The organism is Pedobacter suwonensis, assembly GCF_900111825.1.
Classification (GTDB): Bacteria; Bacteroidota; Bacteroidia; order Sphingobacteriales; family Sphingobacteriaceae; genus Pedobacter; species Pedobacter suwonensis.
This window is the reverse complement of record NZ_FOJM01000031.1, coordinates 1-19711: the sequence shown is the minus strand read 5'-3', so window position 1 is coordinate 19711 and position 19711 is coordinate 1. Positions and strand designations below refer to the sequence as shown.

At 39.4% G+C, this 19711-nt stretch carries 14 protein-coding genes and 1 rRNA gene; 4 read left to right on the top strand and 11 right to left on the bottom strand.

What is annotated here, in order from left to right; all coding sequences use genetic code 11:
* Positions 1-166 precede the first annotated feature (166 nt).
* From BM107_RS24230 to BM107_RS25385, 8 genes are all read right to left on the bottom strand, one after another.
* Positions 167-1135, bottom strand: a complete 969-nt coding sequence (locus tag BM107_RS24230) for a helix-turn-helix transcriptional regulator (protein WP_090988322.1) — start codon at positions 1133-1135, stop codon at positions 167-169.
* Positions 1136-1603: 468 nt separating this feature from the next.
* Complete coding sequence (locus BM107_RS24225; protein WP_090988320.1) at positions 1604-1981, bottom strand: hypothetical protein; 378 nt, start codon at positions 1979-1981, stop codon at positions 1604-1606.
* 369 nt (positions 1982-2350) lie between these two features.
* Entirely contained in the window at positions 2351-3481 is a 1131-nt protein-coding gene (locus BM107_RS24220) for a histidine kinase (protein ID WP_090988318.1), read from the bottom strand.
* Between the two features lie 281 nt (positions 3482-3762).
* Positions 3763-4833 carry a porin gene (locus BM107_RS24215; RefSeq protein ID WP_090988316.1) on the bottom strand — a complete coding sequence of 357 codons (1071 nt, stop codon included), beginning with the start codon at positions 4831-4833 and terminating at the stop codon, positions 3763-3765.
* 202 nt (positions 4834-5035) lie between these two features.
* On the bottom strand, positions 5036-5596 hold the full coding sequence (locus BM107_RS24210; protein ID WP_090988315.1) for a K(+)-transporting ATPase subunit C: 561 nt from the start codon (positions 5594-5596) through the stop codon (positions 5036-5038).
* A gap of 117 nt (positions 5597-5713) precedes the next feature.
* Positions 5714-7741 carry a potassium-transporting ATPase subunit KdpB gene (gene kdpB / locus BM107_RS24205; protein ID WP_090988313.1) on the bottom strand — a complete coding sequence of 676 codons (2028 nt, stop codon included), beginning with the start codon at positions 7739-7741 and terminating at the stop codon, positions 5714-5716.
* Between the two features lie 89 nt (positions 7742-7830).
* Positions 7831-9543 carry a potassium-transporting ATPase subunit KdpA gene (gene kdpA, locus BM107_RS24200; protein ID WP_090988311.1) on the bottom strand — a complete coding sequence of 571 codons (1713 nt, stop codon included), beginning with the start codon at positions 9541-9543 and terminating at the stop codon, positions 7831-7833.
* Between the two features lie 38 nt (positions 9544-9581).
* The gene (locus BM107_RS25385) at positions 9582-9644 is read right to left on the bottom strand and encodes a potassium-transporting ATPase subunit F (RefSeq protein WP_387507684.1); all 63 of its coding nucleotides are present in this window, start codon (positions 9642-9644) and stop codon (positions 9582-9584) included.
* Positions 9645-10086: 442 nt separating this feature from the next.
* Between BM107_RS25385 and BM107_RS24190 the strand changes: the two genes are divergently transcribed.
* Positions 10087-12663, top strand: a complete 2577-nt coding sequence (locus BM107_RS24190; protein WP_244278903.1) for an alpha-L-arabinofuranosidase C-terminal domain-containing protein — start codon at positions 10087-10089, stop codon at positions 12661-12663.
* Positions 12664-12793: 130 nt separating this feature from the next.
* Here the strand turns inward: BM107_RS24190 and BM107_RS24185 are convergent, their stop codons facing one another.
* Positions 12794-13759 carry a phosphatidylinositol-specific phospholipase C gene (locus BM107_RS24185; protein WP_090988308.1) on the bottom strand — a complete coding sequence of 322 codons (966 nt, stop codon included), beginning with the start codon at positions 13757-13759 and terminating at the stop codon, positions 12794-12796.
* A gap of 173 nt (positions 13760-13932) precedes the next feature.
* Here BM107_RS24185 and BM107_RS24180 point away from each other — a divergent pair, with 173 nt between their 5' ends.
* From BM107_RS24180 to BM107_RS24170, 3 genes are read left to right on the top strand one after another with little or no spacing between them, the layout of a single operon-like run.
* Positions 13933-15117, top strand: coding sequence for a glycosyltransferase family 87 protein (locus BM107_RS24180; RefSeq protein WP_090988306.1), 1185 nt, complete (start codon positions 13933-13935; stop codon positions 15115-15117).
* Positions 15114-16046 carry a glycosyltransferase family 2 protein gene (locus BM107_RS24175; protein WP_090988304.1) on the top strand — a complete coding sequence of 311 codons (933 nt, stop codon included), beginning with the start codon at positions 15114-15116 and terminating at the stop codon, positions 16044-16046. Before BM107_RS24180 ends, BM107_RS24175 begins: the two co-directional genes overlap by 4 nt.
* Positions 16047-16826 (top strand): polysaccharide deacetylase family protein, encoded by a 780-nt coding sequence (locus BM107_RS24170; protein WP_090988302.1) that lies wholly within the window; start codon positions 16047-16049, stop codon positions 16824-16826.
* Between the two features lie 149 nt (positions 16827-16975).
* On the opposite strand, the gene BM107_RS24165 is transcribed toward BM107_RS24170, so the two are convergent.
* A complete protein-coding gene (locus BM107_RS24165; protein WP_090988325.1) occupies positions 16976-18745 on the bottom strand; it encodes a S8 family peptidase in 1770 nt (589 codons plus the stop codon).
* 722 nt (positions 18746-19467) lie between these two features.
* Positions 19468-19579, bottom strand: a 5S ribosomal RNA gene (gene rrf, locus BM107_RS24160).
* Positions 19580-19711 lie beyond the last annotated feature (132 nt).

Sequence of the window (19711 nt, the reverse complement as noted above, 5' to 3'; positions counted from 1 at the left end):
GATACGGTGCTATGGCCTAGCTATACGGAAATGCATGATGCCGCATTCTGCTCATTAATAGGTAATTACAAAATAACGTCAATGGTAGCTTGTCGAAGACTTCTTTTAGATTTCTGATAAAGTTTTTCGACAGGCTCAACGTGACAAATTCCAAGCGAATTATAATTTATGAGATAGCCCCTTTGTTTTTTATCCTTTTTAAACCAGATTCCATGATTTCTACCAGTTCATGATTTAAATGGGCTGGTTCTATAATTTCAGCTACATCAACGAATTTAATAAACCATCGTACAAAAGAAACAATAGAGAGGGAACAATCGAAATACATCAACACAAAATCATCCGAAATTTCCTCTTCCCTGAATCCGAAAATCTGGCGGTCCCAGTATAGGTAGTGGGCGTACTTCCGATCTACCCTGAGTTCGATTTTCGTTTTGTTTTCAGACAAGCCTTTATCACGGAACTCATGAATTGGCGGGTGTGAAATGGTAAAATTTTCTTCAAGTACCGAAACTTTTTTAATCCTGTCCAACCTAAAATTTCGGTAATCTTTCCTTAAATGGCAATAGGCCAAAAGATACCAGAAACCATGTTCATAAAATATACCTATAGGTTCTACAGATCTACCAACCGGATAAACATCACTACTTTTGAGGTAATCGATGCGGGTTATCTTCTTCTTTAACGTGCTATTGAGCAATACATCGATAATGTTGGGCAGGTAATCATTGGATTTAAAATCATTTTTAAGATGTACGGTATCTTCTAAATGCAGAAAATCTTTTTTTTGATGCACCTGGAAAGAGCTTTTTATTTTGATGAGTGCGGCATCAAAATGTTTTTTAACAAATTCTGTTTCATGTTTCTGCATCACTTTTTCAGCAACCATTAAACTGAGAATTTCTTCCTGGCTAAACCTGGATGGCTGTAACCTAAAACCTTCCATAATCGAATAACCACTTCCCGGTTCATTTACGATCGGTATTCCGGCCATCTCCAGGGCCTTTAAATCCCTGTAAATCGTCCTCAAACTGATTTCGAACCGTTTTTGTAATTCTTCCGCAGTAACTACAGATTTAGATTGTAAAAGAAAAAATAGCTGTAATATCCGGTCAAATCTTTTGGTAATATCCATTCCTTAAAAATGCAGTTTAAATTTCACAGCTAATTTAATCTGTTTGCCCTTGGCGGGAAAAAAATTAATAAGCATACCGCAAATCTAGCATACATTGTGACAGACTTATGTCAGTGGAGGCATATCTTTTAGGAGAGATTCGAAAGCTAAAGATTAGCTATTTAAATATAGGAAATTGTAATAATCACCGCCCAGATTAAGCTAAAAGCACATCCAAAATAAAACATTGGCATATTTTGTTTCAGGTTTTTCTTAATCAAAACCGTATAAACAATCCAATCAAAAAAAGCAATAAAATATAGTGGAACCGCAAATAACAACATAAGCTTAAAATTAGTAATCAAATATAGCGATTAAGGCAATATCATAATTCATTTACTGATAAAAATAGATTCAAAATTTAAGACACCCGTAGAATTATTTAAAGTAGTTTATACCATGATATTTATCGTACTGCAACTGATGGCCTTACTGATAAATTTTGTTTTTTACTGCTTTAAGTTGCGTAGCCAATAACACGCCGCCAAGTGCCGCCGTTAAGAAAATGCCTTCATAAATCCACAAGGGTTTTTTCTTTTTAAAACCCTTGTAAAAAGTATGTGCAGCTATTACCCCAAGACCAACAAACTCAATATTGCGCTGCACTTGTTTTGATGCATCTTTGTTTTTAATTAAAGCAAGACGCAACAGCTCATCTATTAAACTGATGTTTTTAGAAACACCTTTCCTGATCTGTCTTTTACTTGCCGGAGCCCCTAATTTCTTCGCTGCACTTTGTAAACCTGTAGTGGTAATCTCATTAATCAGACGTGTTTTCGTATCATTTCTTTCCATATCGCTTTTCATAGGTCCTATTATTTTAACCCCACACAAAAGATATAGTTTTGATAAATTTGAGAAAAGTAGAACTGTGGATATACGACAAGAGTAAGACAAAGCTGATGATAAGCCGATCAGCGGCCTGAAATCTTCAAGACCAAATCCAGCAATCTAATTTATACTGATGGAATCCTGAAAACAACCACAGCTGTGAAAAAACTACCGTGCCACACGGCAGAATGCATTCATAAAATTTTATTTGGATAAGGTAGTTTCTAGAACCAACCGGTCTAATATCAAACAAGATACCAGGCACACGGTAATAGGCAGCTATAAAGTTCTGCGCCTTACGATTTTATAAACTGGAAGCTAATCTCAAGACATGGAGTAAATTTTTTATGATAAAATCACGAGATCAATATCTTTCATGCCCAGATTTTTTAACAGTCCGTTAAATACCGGTGTACGTAAAATTACCTGAAAAATATTAAGATGGGGCTTGCCGATACATATCGTTGTAATTTCCTTTTCACTAGCAACATCAATGATGGTTTTGGTAATGGCGTTACTTTTAATTTTAATGACTTCTGCACCCAGTTCGGTAGCCAGTTTAAAATGGTTGATCAAATGGCGCTGCTTGTCCAATTTAATCCTTTCCATACTTTCGTTCTCGCGCTGCACATACAATACCATCCACGGCGATCGGTAATAGGAAGCCAGTCTTGCTGTTTTGCGGATCACTATTCCCGCAGTTTCGGCATTAGATGAAATACAGGCCAAAAAACGTTCGGGCCTGAGCTTAATCGATTTGGGAATTTCAGTCTGGATTTTCCGTTCCACCTGATGCACTACTTCTTTTAAAGCCAGTTCGCGCAATTGAAGGATTTTATCAGACTGAAAAAAGTTAGCTAACGCTCTTTCAATTTTTGACTGCTCATAAATTTTGCCTTCTTTAAGGCGGGTAACCAATTCGTCAGCAGTAAGGTCGATATTTACGATTTCATCGGCAATTTCTAATATCTTATCCGGGATCCGTTCGGTAATGGCAATACCAGTAATCTGCTCAATTTCTTCATTAATACTTTCCAGGTGCTGAATGTTTACTGCAGAAATAACGCTGATCCCTGCTTCGAGCAGATCGAAAACATCCTGCCAGCGTTTAGTGTTTTTACTGCCCTCAACATTGGTATGGGCAAGTTCGTCCACAATCACAATTTCGGGATGGCGGTTCAGGATCCCCTTGAGATCCATTTCCTCTATTTCTTTGCCCCGATAAAAGATTTTCCGTCTTGGAATAATCGGCAAGCCTGCAACAAGTGCTTCTGTTTCCGCCCTTTTATGGGTTTCTACATAACCGATACAGACATCTACGCCATTTCGAAGCAAGGCATGCGATTCCTGAAGCATTCGGTAAGTTTTACCCACACCAGCACTCATGCCCATATAGATTTTAAGCTTTCCGCGCCTGGATTTTTTAACCAGGTCTAAAAAATGCCTGACCGATTCTTCTTTTTGTTCTTCTTCCACAATGTTTACCAGCTAACATTCATGATTCCTTTTTCTATTAGTAGAACTTCTTTTTTTTGCAACCGGCCCTGTTTTTTTTTAAAAGAATTTAATTTCCATATCATAAATATTCCTAAGAAAGCTAAAAACAAGCTGAATATGATTTCTATAAGGGTGCATGCTTTTATTTTTTTCGAAAATGAACGTCATCTCGACTGAAGTGCAACGGAGTGGAGAGATCTGTATCGAAAGATTTCTCGACTGCGCCTTGCTCCGCTCTAAAGGACGAAAGCTTTGGTATGCTAAAACGATACCGCAATACTCGCCGTTAAACTTGCATTGGCATTAACCGCAGCACCTTCCCTGGCAAAAATTTTGTCTTTGCTATCGTAGGCTTTTCCCTCCAGCCTTACAACAGCATTGGCTATTGGCGAATAATCAAGATTTAAAGAATAACCTTTGGTTTTAAAACCCTGTGGCGTGCCAGTTGGAATAAAGATACCGTTTTTATCCTCATAATATTCAAACCTTCCGGCAACGGCCCATTTTGGTGCAAACTTGTATTGTGCAATAGCTACCGGAGAAATGACTTCGTTTTTATCACTGCTGCCTTTTTGCTTTTGTTGCGTACCATAATCAAATCCAAGGGTTACACCAAATTTATCGGTTAGCTGGAAGATGCCATAAATGTTGTGGTAAAACCGATTAACCCTAACTGAATCAACACCTTCCGTTCCAAGATAATTACTATAGTTTACCGTAATTCTATCTGTCGGTTTCCAGATAAGCTGAAGTCCGCCGGCAGGTTTACTGTTTCCATTCTGGCGGCTAATGCGCTGCCATCCGTTCAGGTATAGTGCGCTAGCCGTAAATTTACCGTCTTTAGTGCCATAAGTAATTTTTGCACCCGATTCATAATAAGGTGTATTTTCTGAAGAAATATTTCTGGTCAGCACCCAACAATCTTTTGAAACTGCGCTTTCGAAACCGATGTGCGAAGAAAAGATTCCGGCATCGATCCAAAGATTTTCTGTTTTGGATAATTTCACACCTGCATTGGCCTCCAAGATATTTTTTAATACGCCAGGCTCGGCAGCCAGGTTGGCATTGGCATAAGTTCCGGCCATTACCGCTAAATTAGCCCTGATCATTCCGCTATCATAAGCAGCCTTGATAAAACCAAGGTTCAGGTTTACTTCGTTTGTGCGGTTATGCGAATATATAAAACCAGGACGGTTGTGGTCTGCAGGTTGATTAAAGTCGTATCCATAATAAGCCTCAAGGTATCCCGTTACTTTAATTTTAGGTTCTTCCTGTGCTTTGGCAATAGATCCTGTAGCGAGTGTAACGGCAAGTAATAGTATTTTTTTCATTTTATCTGATTGTTTTATATTGGGCAAAGCCTAAGGCCCAGATTTCTTTGATACCAGGCCTTATTGCATTGCCGTTGTTATTGTTTTGGGAAATTGTTTGTTATAAACGGTCGTCATCTCGACTGGAACGCAGTGGAATGGAGAGATCTTTAAACGAGTGATTTTAGATCTCTCCGCTACAGTCGAAAGGACGATATTAAAACTAAAGCGCATCAAGGGCAAGGTTTAATTTTAACACATTTACTGACGACGGGCCAAATACCCCCATAAATGGTTTCAGTGTATTCATGGCCACCAGTTCTTTTACCTTTTTCACATCGATTTTACGTGCCGCAGCAACTCTGTCAACCTGAATCGCAGCGCCTTGTTCCGAAATATTTGGGTCAAGTCCGCTTCCTGATGCAGTAACCATATCGGCGGGGATATCAGATTTTTTGATACCAGGGTTATATTTCAATAAAGTATCAATACGGGATTGCACTTCTTTTAAATAATCAGGATTTGATGGTCCTTTGTTGGAACCTGCAGAACCTGCCGCATTGTAGGCCACAGCCGATGGCCTTCCCCAGAAATATTGCGGTTTAGTAAACGACTGGTCCAATAAGGCATAACCTACCGTTTTACCATTTTTGGTGATTTTTTCTCCTCCCCCGTTTCCTTTAGACATTTTGCCGATAAAGGCAACAGTAACAGGATATATTACGCATAACAGTACTAATAATACAAGTGTTAAGCGGATAGATTGAATGATGTACTTTTTCATTTTGTTTTCTTTTTAAATTTTCTTGGTGTCATGCTGAATTGCGAAGCATCTTTATCTGCTAATAGTGCTTATTTTTCTGCTATCCCATATCTAAAGATTCTGCGCTCAAATTGACATTTATACAAACAGACCGACTAATAAATCAATTATTTTAATCCCTATAAACGGGGCTGCTACCCCACCAATACCATAGATAAACAGGTTTCTGCGTAATAAAGCAGTTGCTCCTATGGGTTTATAAGCCACACCTTTTAAAGCCAACGGGATCAGGATCGGGATAATGATGGCGTTAAAAATTACTGCCGACATGATTGCCGATTCTGGCGAATGCAAGCCCATAATATTCAGACTTTGCAGCGCTGGTATTGAAGCGATAAATAAAGCCGGAACAATGGCAAAATACTTGGCCACATCATTTGCAATGGAAAAAGTGGTTAATGTACCGCGGGTAATCAACAATTGTTTACCGATTTCTACAATCTCAATCAGTTTGGTAGGATCATTATCCAAATCAACCATGTTACCAGCTTCCTTAGCGGCCTGTGTTCCGCTGTTCATGGCAACACCCACATCGGCCTGTGCCAAAGCAGGTGCATCATTGGTACCATCACCCATCATCGCTACCAGCTTACCCAGGGTTTGTTCATCTTTAATGTAATTCATTTTATCCTCAGGTTTGGCCTCGGCAATAAAATCATCAACACCCGCTTTCTCTGCAATGTATTTAGCGGTCAACGGGTTATCTCCGGTTACCATTACTGTTTTTACCCCCATTTTCCTTAAGCGTTCAAAACGTTCGCTGATGCCGGGTTTAATAATATCCTGTAATTCGATTACACCAAGGGCTTTTTCATTTTCAGCTACCACTAAAGGTGTACCGCCATTGGTAGCGATGGTTTTTACATGATCTTCAATATCAGAAGGAAAATGATTTCCGGCTTTTTGCACCATGTTCCTGATCGAATCAAAAGCACCTTTTCTGATCCTTTTACCATCGGCAGTATCTAGTCCGCTCGAACGGGTTTCGGCAGTAAACTTGATAAAAACAGATCCTTCTGGCGTTCCGGTAGATTGAACACCCTGTTCGGCGGCCAGTTCAATGATTGATTTTCCCTCCGGAGTTTCATCTGCCAAAGAACTTAATACACAGGCATCTGTAAAAACTTTAATACTTACACCTGCAGTTGGATAAAAATTGGTGGCTTTACGGTTACCGATGGTAATGGTTCCGGTTTTGTCTAATAGCAATACATCAATATCGCCTGCTGTTTCAACCGCTTTACCCGATTTGGTAATTACGTTTGCCCTTAAGGCCCTGTCCATTCCGGCAATACCAATGGCAGATAAAAGTCCGCCGATAGTAGTTGGGATCAGGCATACAAAAAGCGAAATCAACGCGGCAATGGTGATCGGTGTATTGGCATAATCAGCAAAAGGTTTCAGGGTTACGCATACAATGATGAATACCAGTGTAAAACTGGCCAGCAGAATAGTTAAAGCAATCTCGTTTGGTGTTTTCTGACGTGATGCACCTTCAACCAAGGCAATCATCTTATCTAAAAAGCTTTCTCCCGGAGCTGTACTTACCTGAACTTTAATCTCATCAGATAAAACTTTTGTTCCACCGGTTACCGAAGACTTATCACCTCCTGATTCGCGGATTACCGGAGCAGACTCACCCGTAATGGCCGATTCGTCAATAGTAGCAATACCTTCAATAATCTCTCCATCCGTTGGAATCGTATCGCCTGCTTCACATATAAATACATCACCTTTTTTTAACTGGTTAGAAGAACGGATTTCGATACTTCCATTATCCAGAAGCACTTTTGCAGGTGTTTCTTCTCTTGTTTTACGAAGGCTGTCGGCCTGTGCCTTACCTCTTGCCTCTGCAATGGCTTCAGCGAAGTTTGCAAACAAAACGGTAAGCAATAAAACTAAAAAGATGAAGAAGTTGTATAAGGGCGCTCCTTGTCCGGTATGGCTGAAAGAGTATACCGTAACATAAGCCATGATCAGGGTTCCGATTTCTACGGTAAACATAACGGGGTTCCGTACCATTGCCCTAGGATCAAGCTTAATGAAAGATTGTTTTAGCGCGGTCTGCACCAAGGCAGGTTCGAACAATTTATTATTGGGTTTCATATTATTTATTTATGTATGATGGAAGATGTGTGATGGATGATGTAGGCGTTAATTGCGCATTTTCCATTATCCATCTTACTTTTTCCATCCTAGTGAGTAAAGTATTCTGCCAACGGACCTAAAGCCAGGGCAGGGAAATAAGAAAGTGCGTTTAAAACAATGATAACCGCAAAAGTCATCAGTGCAAAGGTTTTGGTATCTGTTTTAAGTGTACCGGCCGATTCAGGGATGAATTTTTTAGCGCCTAGTAATCCAGCGACGGCAACCGGGCCTATAATTGGCAGGAAACGCCCCAGGAAGATCACTATACCGGTAGATAGATTCCAGAATATATTGTTATCTCCAAGCCCCTCAAAGCCGGAACCGTTGTTGGCATTAGATGAAGTCATTTCATACAGCATTTCAGAGAAGCCATGGAAACCAGGATTATTGAGCCAGTTTTTAGGCTGAACAGCCCATGCAGCATTGCCATAATTGGTGAATATATAACTTGCGATTGCAGTTCCGGCAAGGATTAAAAACGGACTCAACAAAGTAATAATGGCCGCAATTTTAATTTCTCTGGCTTCTACCTTATGTCCCAGAAACTCCGGCGTTCTGCCCACCATCAGGCCTGAAATAAACACGGCAACAATCAAATAAATGAAGTAATTTAATAAACCAACACCACAACCTCCGTAGAATGAGTTGATCATCATCCCCAATAACTGCCAGGTACCCGACATTGGCATGGTACTATCGTGCATGCTGTTTACGGAACCTGTAGAAATAATGGTAGTTACGGTTGCCCAATAGGCAGAGGCAGCCGGACCGAAGCGCACTTCTTTACCTTCCATCGCCCCGGTTGTTTGTGAAATACCCATTTTGGCTAAGGCTGGATTCCCGCCTAGTTCTGAACTAAGCATAGGAAGCAACAGCATAAATAAACCGATGGTCATCACCCCAAAAATGGTCCAGGCCATTTTTTTTCTGCGGATAAAATAGCCGAATGCAATTACCATGGCAATCGGAATAATAACCTGTGCAATCAGCTCAACCATATTGGTAAAATAACTCGGGTTTTCGAAAGGATGTGCCGAATTGGCTCCAAAATAACCTCCGCCATTTGTACCTAAATGTTTAATCGCGATCATTTGAGCAGCTGGTCCCCTCGAAACATTAACGGTATCGCCTTGCAATGAAATGAATTTATCTTTCCCCTCATAACTGGCTGGTGTACCATTAAAGGTTAAGATCAAAGCCATTATAAAAGATAATGGCAGCAATAAACGTGTAATGGATTTTACAAAAAATTCCCAGAAATTGCCAAGCTCGGTTGTTGTTTTATCTCTAAATGCTTTAAAAAGCACTACTGCAGCAGCAATACCTGTTGCCGCGCTTACAAACTGAAGAAACATCAGCACATATTGCTGGGTAAGGTAACTTACGCCACTCTCACCTGAATAATGTTGTAGATTACAGTTGGCAACAAAGCTGATAATGGTGTTAAAAGCCAGGTCAGGTGTCATTCCAGGATTCCCATCCGGGTTAAACGGAAGTTTATCCTGAAAAATAAGTACAAAAAATCCATAGAACAACCATAGGACATTAATGGTAAACAGTGCTTTCAACTGCTGTTTCCAGTTCATCTGTTCTTTGATATTGATTCCGGAAAGCTTGTAAATACCAGCTTCAACTGGTTTCAAAAAATCTGTCCAGACTTTTTCTCCTGCAAAAACCTTGGCCAGGTATTTACCTAGAGGTATAGCAATAACCAGGGTGAGCAGAAATGTGGCTATAATGCCTGTTAATTCAGTATTCATTTTTTAATTTGTTAAATACTCCATTGACGGAGGAAGGATTAAAATTTTTCGGGTTTGATCAGCACGTAAATCATATAGATAAATACGGCGACGGCGATCATAAATAATGCGATCATAGTGTTAGATTTTTTCGAACCAGTTTATTGATTTGTAAGTAGCCCAGCAGAGCAGCACCAGGATTAAGAAAAATAATATTGTCATGATTGTAATGATTTTACAGGCCAGTAGCCAACTCTTATACCAGAAAAGAGAACACACAATTAAATAGGTGACAATCAATACTTTAAACAACAATCATCTACTTTAACCCTCAAGCAGGCATTAAAAAACCCTTCCATTTTGGAAAGGTTTTTTTCATATTGGTATCGGTTATACGCGCTTACTAAAGTATTTCGCTGTAAGAGAATCAAAATAATAATCGTTATAATGACGATTATTATTTAATTTAGAAAAAATTCTAACCAAAATCATCACTCCTGAGCAAGCCCGAATCGTTTTGCTGCTGATGCATTGTTGAATTTAACGACTAAATTTTAACAGAAAATGAAAAGAAAGTTTTGGCTTTTTGCCGCATTCATCTTCATGGCTGCAAATGTATTGGCCATCAACAAAAAAACAGCCAACGAGCCTGATTCGGCTTATTTATTCGCTTACAATGCCAACGGACTTCGGTTTGCCTGGAGTTTGGATAAACAGAACTGGACGCCGATAGGAAATGATTATACCTTTTTAAAGAGTGATTATGGCCGATGGGGAAGCGAGAAAAAAATGATAACACCTTTCCTTATTCAGGGTAAAAACGGACTGTGGGTATGCATCTGGAGCCTGAATAACCATACATTACAATTTGCAACTTCAACTTCTGAAGATCTGATCAGCTGGAACCCGCAAAGCTACCCCTATGTAAATCAGGGTAAGAATGTTTTACGTCCGGTTATTGCCTATAACCCTAATCTTGATGAATATACCGTAACCTATGCGGATGCCGACGAAAAGTATTTTCAAACCAAAACCAAAGATTTAAGCCATTACAGCCCTATAAAAGAAGTGCCCGCATCAGCTTATCATGACCTGCGTACTGCTGTTAATCTACCCCATGCCGGTATGGGTCAGGTGTACCGTTTGCCATGGAAAGTTATTTTGGGTTTGAAAAAAACATATGAGTTAAAGGATTACAAAAATAAACAGAATGGAGAGACAACTAAAGATGATGCCGTGCGTTTTGCAGGTCTTAAAAATGTAGAGGCCAAGATAACTTTCCAACCTGATCAGACAAAGCCGATCAGCAACATGCTAACAGGTGTATTTTTCGAAGATTTAAATTATGCGGCTGATGGAGGATTGTATGCAGAACTGATTCAAAACCGGGATTTCGAATATCACCTTCGCGATAAAGAGTATAATGACCAAAACTGGAACAGCAGTTACGCCTGGACATTGAAAGGCGACCGTGCAACGATGAAAATAGATTCGGTTTCGCCAATCCATCCCAATAATCCGCACTATGCAGTTTTGGATATTCCTGTTGCCGGGGCATCTATCCTAAATAGCGGTTTTGATGGAATAACAGTAAAAAAAGGCGAAACTTACGATTTTTCACTATCAGCGAAATTACTGGATACAAAAAGGATGAATCTTGAGGTAAGGCTGGTAAGTGACAAACTAGGAATTTTGGCCAAATCAAATTTAAATATTACTTCAAACAACTGGAAAACAGCAGCTTTAAGTTTAGTGTCTGCTGTAGATGCAAGCCATGCAAAACTCGAAATCGTGATGGCTAACCAAGGGCGTATTGCAATTGATATGGTTTCATTATTTCCAAAAAACACATTTAAGGGCCGCAAAAATGGCTTGAGGTCGGATTTGGCACAAGCCATTGGAGCTATACATCCGCGTTTTGTACGTTTTCCGGGAGGTTGCCTTGCCCACGGAGATGGTATTGCCAATATTTATAAATGGAAAAACTCTATCGGACCTTTAGCGTCACGCAAACCAGACCGAAACCTTTGGGGCTATCATCAAACTATGGGGCTTGGTTATTATGAATATTTCCAGTTTTGTGAAGATATTGGTGCTGCACCCGTTCCCGTTATAGCTGCTGGTGTACCTTGCCAGAATTCGGCCACAGGTGGTGGTGGCCAGCAGGGAGGTATACCAATGAGTGAAATGGGGCAGTATATACAGGATATTGCAGATTTAATTGAATACGCCAATGGCGATGTAAAAACTGAATGGGGGAAAAAACGTGCCGAAGCAGGACACCCCAAACCATTTAACCTGAAATATATTGGCATTGGTAATGAAGACCAGATTACAGAGGTATTTGCTGAACGGTTTACGATGATTTACAATGCCCTAAAAAAATCGCACCCTGAAATTACAGTTATTGGCACTGCAGGTCCATTTTTTGAAGGAACTGACTATGAAGCTGGCTGGCAAATTGCATCAAACCTTAATGTACCGATAATTGACGAACATTATTACCAGTCGCCAGGCTGGTTTATCAATAATCAGGATTTTTACGATAGTTACGATCGCTCTAAATCTAAAGTTTACCTAGGCGAATATGCGGCAAGTTTACCAGGTGGTAACAGGACAAACCTGGAAACCTCGCTTGCCGAGGCCTTGTATCTCCTTTCACTTGAACGCAATGGTGATGTGGTGAGCATGGCCTCTTACGCCCCGCTTTTAGCCAAAGAGGGCCATACCCAATGGGATCCTGATCTGATTTATTTTAACAATACAGAAGTAAAACCTACTATAGGCTACTTTGTACAACAACTATATGGACAGAATGCCGGAGATGAGTATATTCCATCAACTTTGGTACTCTCTTCGAATCAAGAAAACGTGAGGAAACGGATAGCCTGTTCAATGGTTAAAGATGCTAAAACCGGAGATTTAGTCGTTAAAATGGTTAACCTGCTTCCGGTAAATGTAAACACCTCATTTGATTTCAATCAGCAACAGTTTGGGAAAAATGCCTTTAAAACCGTACTTTCCGGCAACCCGAATGACAAGAGAGCTGTTCCGGTTGTTACAAAAATTGATTCTGAAGCAATCAGACAACTGAAGCTGCCGGCTTATTCATTTACCGTTTTAAGATTTAAAGCAAAGTAGGATAATAGGAAATATCCCCTCCTTTACAATTTTTGCAGTGTAAAATAATATTTCATTAAGGATGCACTTTATCTGATTAGACTGTGCATCCTTTTTAAGTAAACTGAACCATTAAATCACTGCGTTAATATTAGAAATTGGTATTAACAATTGATTGGCTTCTGCCCGAATCAATAAAGTCAAGTGCCACAATTCCAAATTTCCCATGGGTATTGTTGGCAAAAAATGTGGTAATTTTTGGATTGATGAAATTCGATACCGTTGTAATACTCGGGATACTGAATATACCAGCTTTATAACCACTTGCATAATTCAGGTAAAGTTTATTTGATGTATCATTTTTGGCTTCATTTAACAAGGTTTCTATTCTCGTCCACTTTGTATTTACATCATTAACATTGTAAAAATCCTGAACTTTTAAATTTGCCGCGTTATTGATCTCAAATGTAGTATTATCGGCCCAGGCCGTAGCGTCAATTCCTTTTGGCGATGATGCGGAGAACCTTCGCAAAAGTCTGATTTTCCCACGGATACTGCCCAAAGTAGGAATGTTGTTTCCTAAATCCCACTTGCCGGGATTTTGCTGTACATAACTGTCGAATGTTTGCTCAAAAGAACGGCTATTGTTTGATGGGGTATGTTCTTCTTTTACGCTCATAATAATGGCTTCTGTTGGGTGACTGTTCAGGAAATTGATACAGGCATTCAGCACGTCATTAAAATTAAGATTTTGATAAATGGCTCCATGATGAATGGCAAAAGCATTGTCTATGTGCCTGCAGCGGATATCCAGATAACGAACGCCAGCATTTAACTGATCGGTAATGCTCAGGTTCTGACATTTTGCAGTGCCTGAAACAGGTTCGATCGTAGCGCCGGAATCGTGCGTACCTGGGATAGAAATGAGTGCTATGCTGTTTTGATCGGCAAGTACGCTCATCCAGTTATTAAGCGAAAAACCTGATAAAGCCGCATTTGGATTTACATTTTCTTTAAGTTTTGGTCCGGAAAATTTTTCAGTTTCTTGTTGTTCTTTTTTACAGGCACTAAAGGTTAGCACCAAGGCCACAAAAAGTGGTAGTTGTAATTTTCTCATAGTTTTTTTAAGATTGATGATTTATTTGGTTCAGCTTAATAAAACTAGTAAAATGATTTACTAAATCGATATTCCATCAATAATTTCATAATTAATTAATATTGGCTTGCTGGTTCCGACGATCTATTTCGTATTGAAGTAACGAAATAGTTATATTGCGGCATCAAATCATAATGAACATTTTCACAAAAAATAACCTCAACAAACTGTCTTCATTACTTTTAAAAAAGCAATGTGTATTTGCCGTTTATCTCATACTGGCTTTGGTAGCTGGTTTTAAACAATACCACCACCATTCTTACAATAATTATCTGATCTTCAAATATGTTTACTGGCATACTGTAGACTTGCAGAATCTATATAATAATTATCCCGAATACCAAGACAGTAACCATTACGGGCCTGTATTTTCTGTTTTCATAGCGCCTTTTGCCTTATTGCCTGATGGCCTGGGTTGTATATTGTGGAACATCGCTAATGTAACTATATTACTTTGGGGCATTTACAGCCTCCCCATATCCCTTAACAAGCGAACAATAATAGCATGGATCTGTGCACATGAAACCTTAACCGCGCTCTTCAGTTTCCAGTTTAACATCGCCCTGACTGGATTAATATTGCTTAGTTTCTCTTATCTGATCAAAAAGAAGGAAGTACAATCTGCTTTTTTTATTGCCTTAGGCACGTTGATTAAACTTTACGGGATTGTTGGACTGGCATTCTTCTTTTTCACCAAAAATAAGTTAAAATTTATTTTAGGCTGCTTTATTGCATTTGCGGGGTTGTTTGCCTTGCCCATGGTTATTTCCTCGCCGGCTTTTGTCATGCAATCCTATAGCGACTGGTATCATTCTTTAGCCCATAAAAATGATTTAAATGCCTCGTTAACATCTTTTCAGGATATTTCTTTAATGGGAATTGTGAGGCGTATAACTGGTAATATCAACATTCCGAATACCCCTTTTTTGCTAGGTGGTTTAATATTATTTGGTTTGCCTTATGTCCGTATCAATCAGTATAAACATCTAGGTTTTAGGTTAATGTTATTGGCTTCGACATTGATTTTTACGGTGATATTTAGCAGCGGTTCCGAATCGCCAACTTACATTATTGCTTTTGCAGGGGTTGCCATTTGGTTCATGCTGCAGCAGACCCCAAAAAAAGGATGGACCATTGGTTTATTTATCTTTGCGTTTATATTAACCAGCCTGTCTCCAACGGATATTTTCCCAGGACAGGTTAAAGAATTTATTCGTCTATATTCGCTTAAAGCCCTACCTTGCGTCATCATTTGGCTAACTATAATCTACCAAATGATGAAAGAAGATTTTGAGTCTTATCTGATTACCGATAAATGAAGAAGTTAGTTTCTATAGTAATTCCTGCTTACAACGAAGCCGATAATATTTTTGTCATTGCAGAAAGTATTAAACAAGTTTTTTCAACCATCAATTACGAGTACGAGATGATATTGGTAGATGATGGTAGTGCCGATCATACGCTCGAAAAGATTAAAGATTATGCCTCAACAGCAAGTAATATCTTTTTCCTTGAATTTTCTAAAAATTTTGGTCATCAACTGGCTGTTAAGGCAGGCATGGATCATGCTTTTGGCGATTGTGTAATTTCGATGGATTGCGATATGCAACACCCTCCGGAACTGATTCCTGATATGATTGCAAAATGGGAAGCGGGTTATGAAGTGGTTTACACCATTCGTGAAGAAGATAAAAATCTATCTAAAGGTAAGAGAAGCTCATCAAGCCTGTTTTATAAAGTATTAAACTGGCTTTCTGATATCGATTTAGAGCCTGGAGCAGCAGATTTCCGTCTGCTCGATCAGCGGGTGGTTAATGTTTTCCGTAATTTTCATGAAAACGAGCCATTTCTTCGAGGTCTGGTAAAATGGCTGGGTTTTAAGCAATATGCTATTAAATATAATCCGGCGGCACGTTTTTCAGGTAAAAGTAAATACACCCTTAAAAAAATGCTTAGGTTAGCCTTGCACGGCGTTACTTCTTTTAGCATCAAGCCGCTCTACACCGCAGTTTACCTGGGTTTTATCCTGTCTTTTGCCTCTGTGCTTTATGTGCCGTATATTATCTACGCCTTTGTAAACCATGTAGAAGTTTCTGGCTGGGCATCCGTAATTATGACCATTGTTTTTTTTGGAGGTCTACAGCTCATTATCTTAGGTATTATAGGTATTTACGTAGGTAAAATGTTTATGCAAACTAAAAACCGCCCTAATTACATTATTCGTTCAACTAATATTCAACAAAAATAAATGGTACTGTTAAGTTTTGATATCGAAGAATTTGATATGCCTTTCGAGTATGGAAAAGATATTTCTTTTGAAGATCAGATTGCCATTTCGAGGGCAGGTACCATTGCCATTTTAGATATTTTGGATAAATACAGGGTGAAGGCTACCTTTTTCTGCACCGTTACCTTTGCAGAAAATATTCCCGATCTGATTAAAAGGATTACCGAAACCGGACACGAACTCGCTTCGCACGGGTATTATCATTCTAACTTTAAGCCAGAACATCTGCTTCAATCAAAATTAAAACTAGAAGAACTTTCGGGCAAAGAAATTACAGGTTATCGCATGGCGAGAATGATGCCAGTTGATGAAAAGGAGATTGAAAAGGCCGGATATACCTACAATACATCCATTAATCCAACTTATTTGCCCGGACGCTACAATAACTTCAATATTTCGCGAACACATTTTATTAAAGATAACGTTTTGCAGATTCCTGCTTCCGTTAGTCCGGTGATTCGTTTCCCGTTATTCTGGCTTTCCTTCCATAACCTGCCCTTAAGTATTTACAAAACCTTAGTCAGCTGGACATATAAAAAAGATAAATACCTGAATATTTACTTTCATCCATGGGAATTTACCGACTTAAATGATTTTGAACGCTTTGGTTTCCCTGGTTATGTGAGGAAGAATACGGGCGTGAAAATGATTAAGCGCATGGAGGCGCTTATTTCATGGATGAAAGCAAAAAACTACCCATTTGGCACGTTCCAGGAGTTTATTAAAACCATGAATTCTTAGATTTTAAGGATATTGTCATTTCATTCAGGGCAGTAACCAAGGTGTTTAGCCCCGGGCGAAGCGACATCCCCGAACGCGCAGCGAAGGGATACAGCGGAGCACGGGGACAAGCTGCAATGACCCTGCGCTCCAGAAACTAAAAACCTGTCTTATTTATACGTCTCTGCCAATTTCAGTGCGTTATAGGCATTAACAATCCCACCACTCACACAAATTTCACTAAAAGGTACACGGGTGTTTTCACCTCTTTCATTTTTATACTTCACCTTATGGGCCACTTTAGAAACCGATTTCATAATAATTTCCCTTACCTGTGCCGGCTTTAAATCGGGGTAATAACTTAAGATCAGCGCCGCCAAACCCGCCACCACAGGCGAAGCCATGCTCGTTCCGTCCGCCTCTTCATATTTATTATCAGGAATCGTTGAATTAATTAAAAATCCGGGAGCAAACACATCTACAGTATATTTACCATAATTGGAGAAACTGGCTTTCAGATTATCATCATCTTTATAGGCACTGGCACCTACTTCAATCCAATTATTGGCATGAGGAAGATTAAACTTTGCAGAGTCTATTGGTATAGGTTTTACGAATGTAGATCGGTTATAAGGTGGCCTCATACCCATTCCATTATTTTGTGCCATAGGTTTCGGTGGCGTAAAATCTGGCTTGACCGGCTTTTTATTGGCTTCTTTATAGGCATCTGCCTCTTTACTGTCAAAAAATTTATTGGGAAAATTTTCTTCCAGATCATTATTCTGATTATCATTTCCGGCTGCATGCACTAGCAATACCCCTTTAAGTTCAGCATATTTTACCGCAGAATCTACCGCTTTTTTATCCCACTTATAACTTTTCCCAAAGCTCATGTTAATTACTTTCGCACCATTATCTACGGCATATCTGATGCCGTTGGCTACATCTTTATCACGTTCATCGCCCGTCGGTACTACCCTAATGGCCATGATACTGACATGATTGGCTACCCCCATGATACCTAAGGAATTGGTACGATCGGCGCCAATAATTCCTGAAACATGCGTACCGTGAAAAGCATCCGGACCTTTTACATCGTTATTTCCATAATCCTTTTGGTAAGCATTGCTGTAGTCGTCGCCAACCAGTTCTGCGCGCATGTCATATTTAGGATTTAAGTTATACTTCAACATCGCATCGTATTGCTTATACCCCTCTTTAATACTCTTATAAAATTTTTCGAAACTTCCATCTTCCCTTGAACCTTTCCTGATAATTGTTTTTACCTGCTCTTCAGTTTCATCATCAGCTTTGTAGCGATCCACATCATCCATCGTTGGGATTTCCTTTTTACTTATTTTAGCTACCGTATCCAAAACTTTGTTAATGGCAATCAATACTGAAAAGGTATTACTGGCATCTTCATATTTTTTACCAAAATCGCCCACCATTTTCTTATACAGTTTAAATTCTTCCTTTTGTGAGCTGTCTAATGGTGTTAAATTGGTTGTCGACTGATATTTCGGCGTATAAATTCTTAACAAACGAACGAGTTCTAAATTATCGAACTCCAGGTTGCCCTTTTTAGAGCCAATAAAATTCCAGCCATGAATATCATCAATATAACCATTGCCATCATCATCTATTCCATTTCCAGGAATCTCTTTTTTATTTGTCCATAAAACACCTTTTAGATCAGGATGTGCAGTATCTACACCACCATCTATTACGGCTACCACAACATTTTGCTTAGGTTTTTTATCTTTTAAAAGTTCGCGATAAGCCTTCTCTGTACTGATACCGAAATATCCATTTTCCAATAAATCGAGGTTAAACCAATTTGCGGGGAGTTGTACATTCTTACTTTGTGCAAAAACATTAAAATTTAAGCTCAAAATAATAGCGAGAAAAGTTAATTTCTTAAGGTTCACATTCATCATCATCATATGTACGTATTACTACAATAATACGGTTTTATTACTTTCAGGATGAAAGTTTTCACATCTTTTAACAAGCGTATTTGATCTATTTTGGAGCGCAGTTTACTGTGCTTTGGGGTCAGGTACCGTCCCGCTCGCTTTTTGATGGTAAAGCTGGAAGAATCTAAAACGGATGATGGAATGCTATCTGCGGGGATCAGCGCTTTCTGCGGGAGCACAACCTTAATTTTTCTCAACTCCTTAATTGTTAAAAAATTTTTTCGTCTTGGACCGCAGTGTCCCGAGCATTTGGGATAGGTCCCGTCCTGCTGTACGCTCTATCCTTTTGGGAAACCTTATTTTTTAAACAATTTTTATTAGCCAAAAGGGATGCCGCTACCATCAGGGCTATTTTACCCGGGACAGAAAATAGAGGAGTAAAGATGTAAGATGTAAAATGGATGATGGAATGGTCTCTGCGGAGGTCAGCGTTTTCTGCGGGAAACGAAGCTTAGCTGCTTACCCCTTTAATGTTCCGGAAAAGTTCAAAGTCCGTTTAACTTGTAAAAGATGGAAGAATCTAAAACGATGATGGAATGCTATCTGCGGAGATCGGTATAATCTGTGGGAAACAAAGCCTTAGTGCCCCAATCCTTAGTGCCGGGAAACCGCTGTGCGCCATGCCCTCTGCGGACAAAACAAGAAAGCCCTTCAACATTACTGCTGAAGGGCTTCCCTTTAAGATCTGGCACCGACCTACTCTCCCACGTGTTACCGCAGTACCATCGGCTCTGGTGGGCTTAACTTCTCTGTTCGGAATGGGAAGAGGTGGACACCACCGATATAGGCACCTGAATATTTTTATTTAAGGTGTAGGGTGTGAAGGTGTAGGGTATAAGGTTGGAACCTTACGCCTTAAGCCTTTTACCTTAAGCCTCAAATGACATATTATTGAAAGAAGTTAGCATGAAGAACAAACAACAGTTC

Coding starts and splice junctions, on each gene's coding strand:
- BM107_RS24230 (WP_090988322.1), bottom strand. CDS start 1,135: ATGGATATTACCAAAAGATTTGACCGGATATTACAGCTATTTTTTCTT.
- BM107_RS24225 (WP_090988320.1), bottom strand. CDS start 1,981: ATGAAAAGCGATATGGAAAGAAATGATACGAAAACACGTCTGATTAAT.
- BM107_RS24215 (WP_090988316.1), bottom strand. CDS start 4,833: ATGAAAAAAATACTATTACTTGCCGTTACACTCGCTACAGGATCTATT.
- BM107_RS24210 (WP_090988315.1), bottom strand. CDS start 5,596: ATGAAAAAGTACATCATTCAATCTATCCGCTTAACACTTGTATTATTA.
- kdpB (WP_090988313.1), bottom strand. CDS start 7,741: ATGAAACCCAATAATAAATTGTTCGAACCTGCCTTGGTGCAGACCGCG.
- kdpA (WP_090988311.1), bottom strand. CDS start 9,543: ATGAATACTGAATTAACAGGCATTATAGCCACATTTCTGCTCACCCTG.
- BM107_RS24190 (WP_244278903.1), top strand. CDS start 10,087: ATGAAAAGAAAGTTTTGGCTTTTTGCCGCATTCATCTTCATGGCTGCA.
- BM107_RS24185 (WP_090988308.1), bottom strand. CDS start 13,759: ATGAGAAAATTACAACTACCACTTTTTGTGGCCTTGGTGCTAACCTTT.
- BM107_RS24180 (WP_090988306.1), top strand. CDS start 13,933: ATGAACATTTTCACAAAAAATAACCTCAACAAACTGTCTTCATTACTT.
- BM107_RS24175 (WP_090988304.1), top strand. CDS start 15,114: ATGAAGAAGTTAGTTTCTATAGTAATTCCTGCTTACAACGAAGCCGAT.
- BM107_RS24170 (WP_090988302.1), top strand. CDS start 16,047: ATGGTACTGTTAAGTTTTGATATCGAAGAATTTGATATGCCTTTCGAG.
- BM107_RS24165 (WP_090988325.1), bottom strand. CDS start 18,745: ATGATGAATGTGAACCTTAAGAAATTAACTTTTCTCGCTATTATTTTG.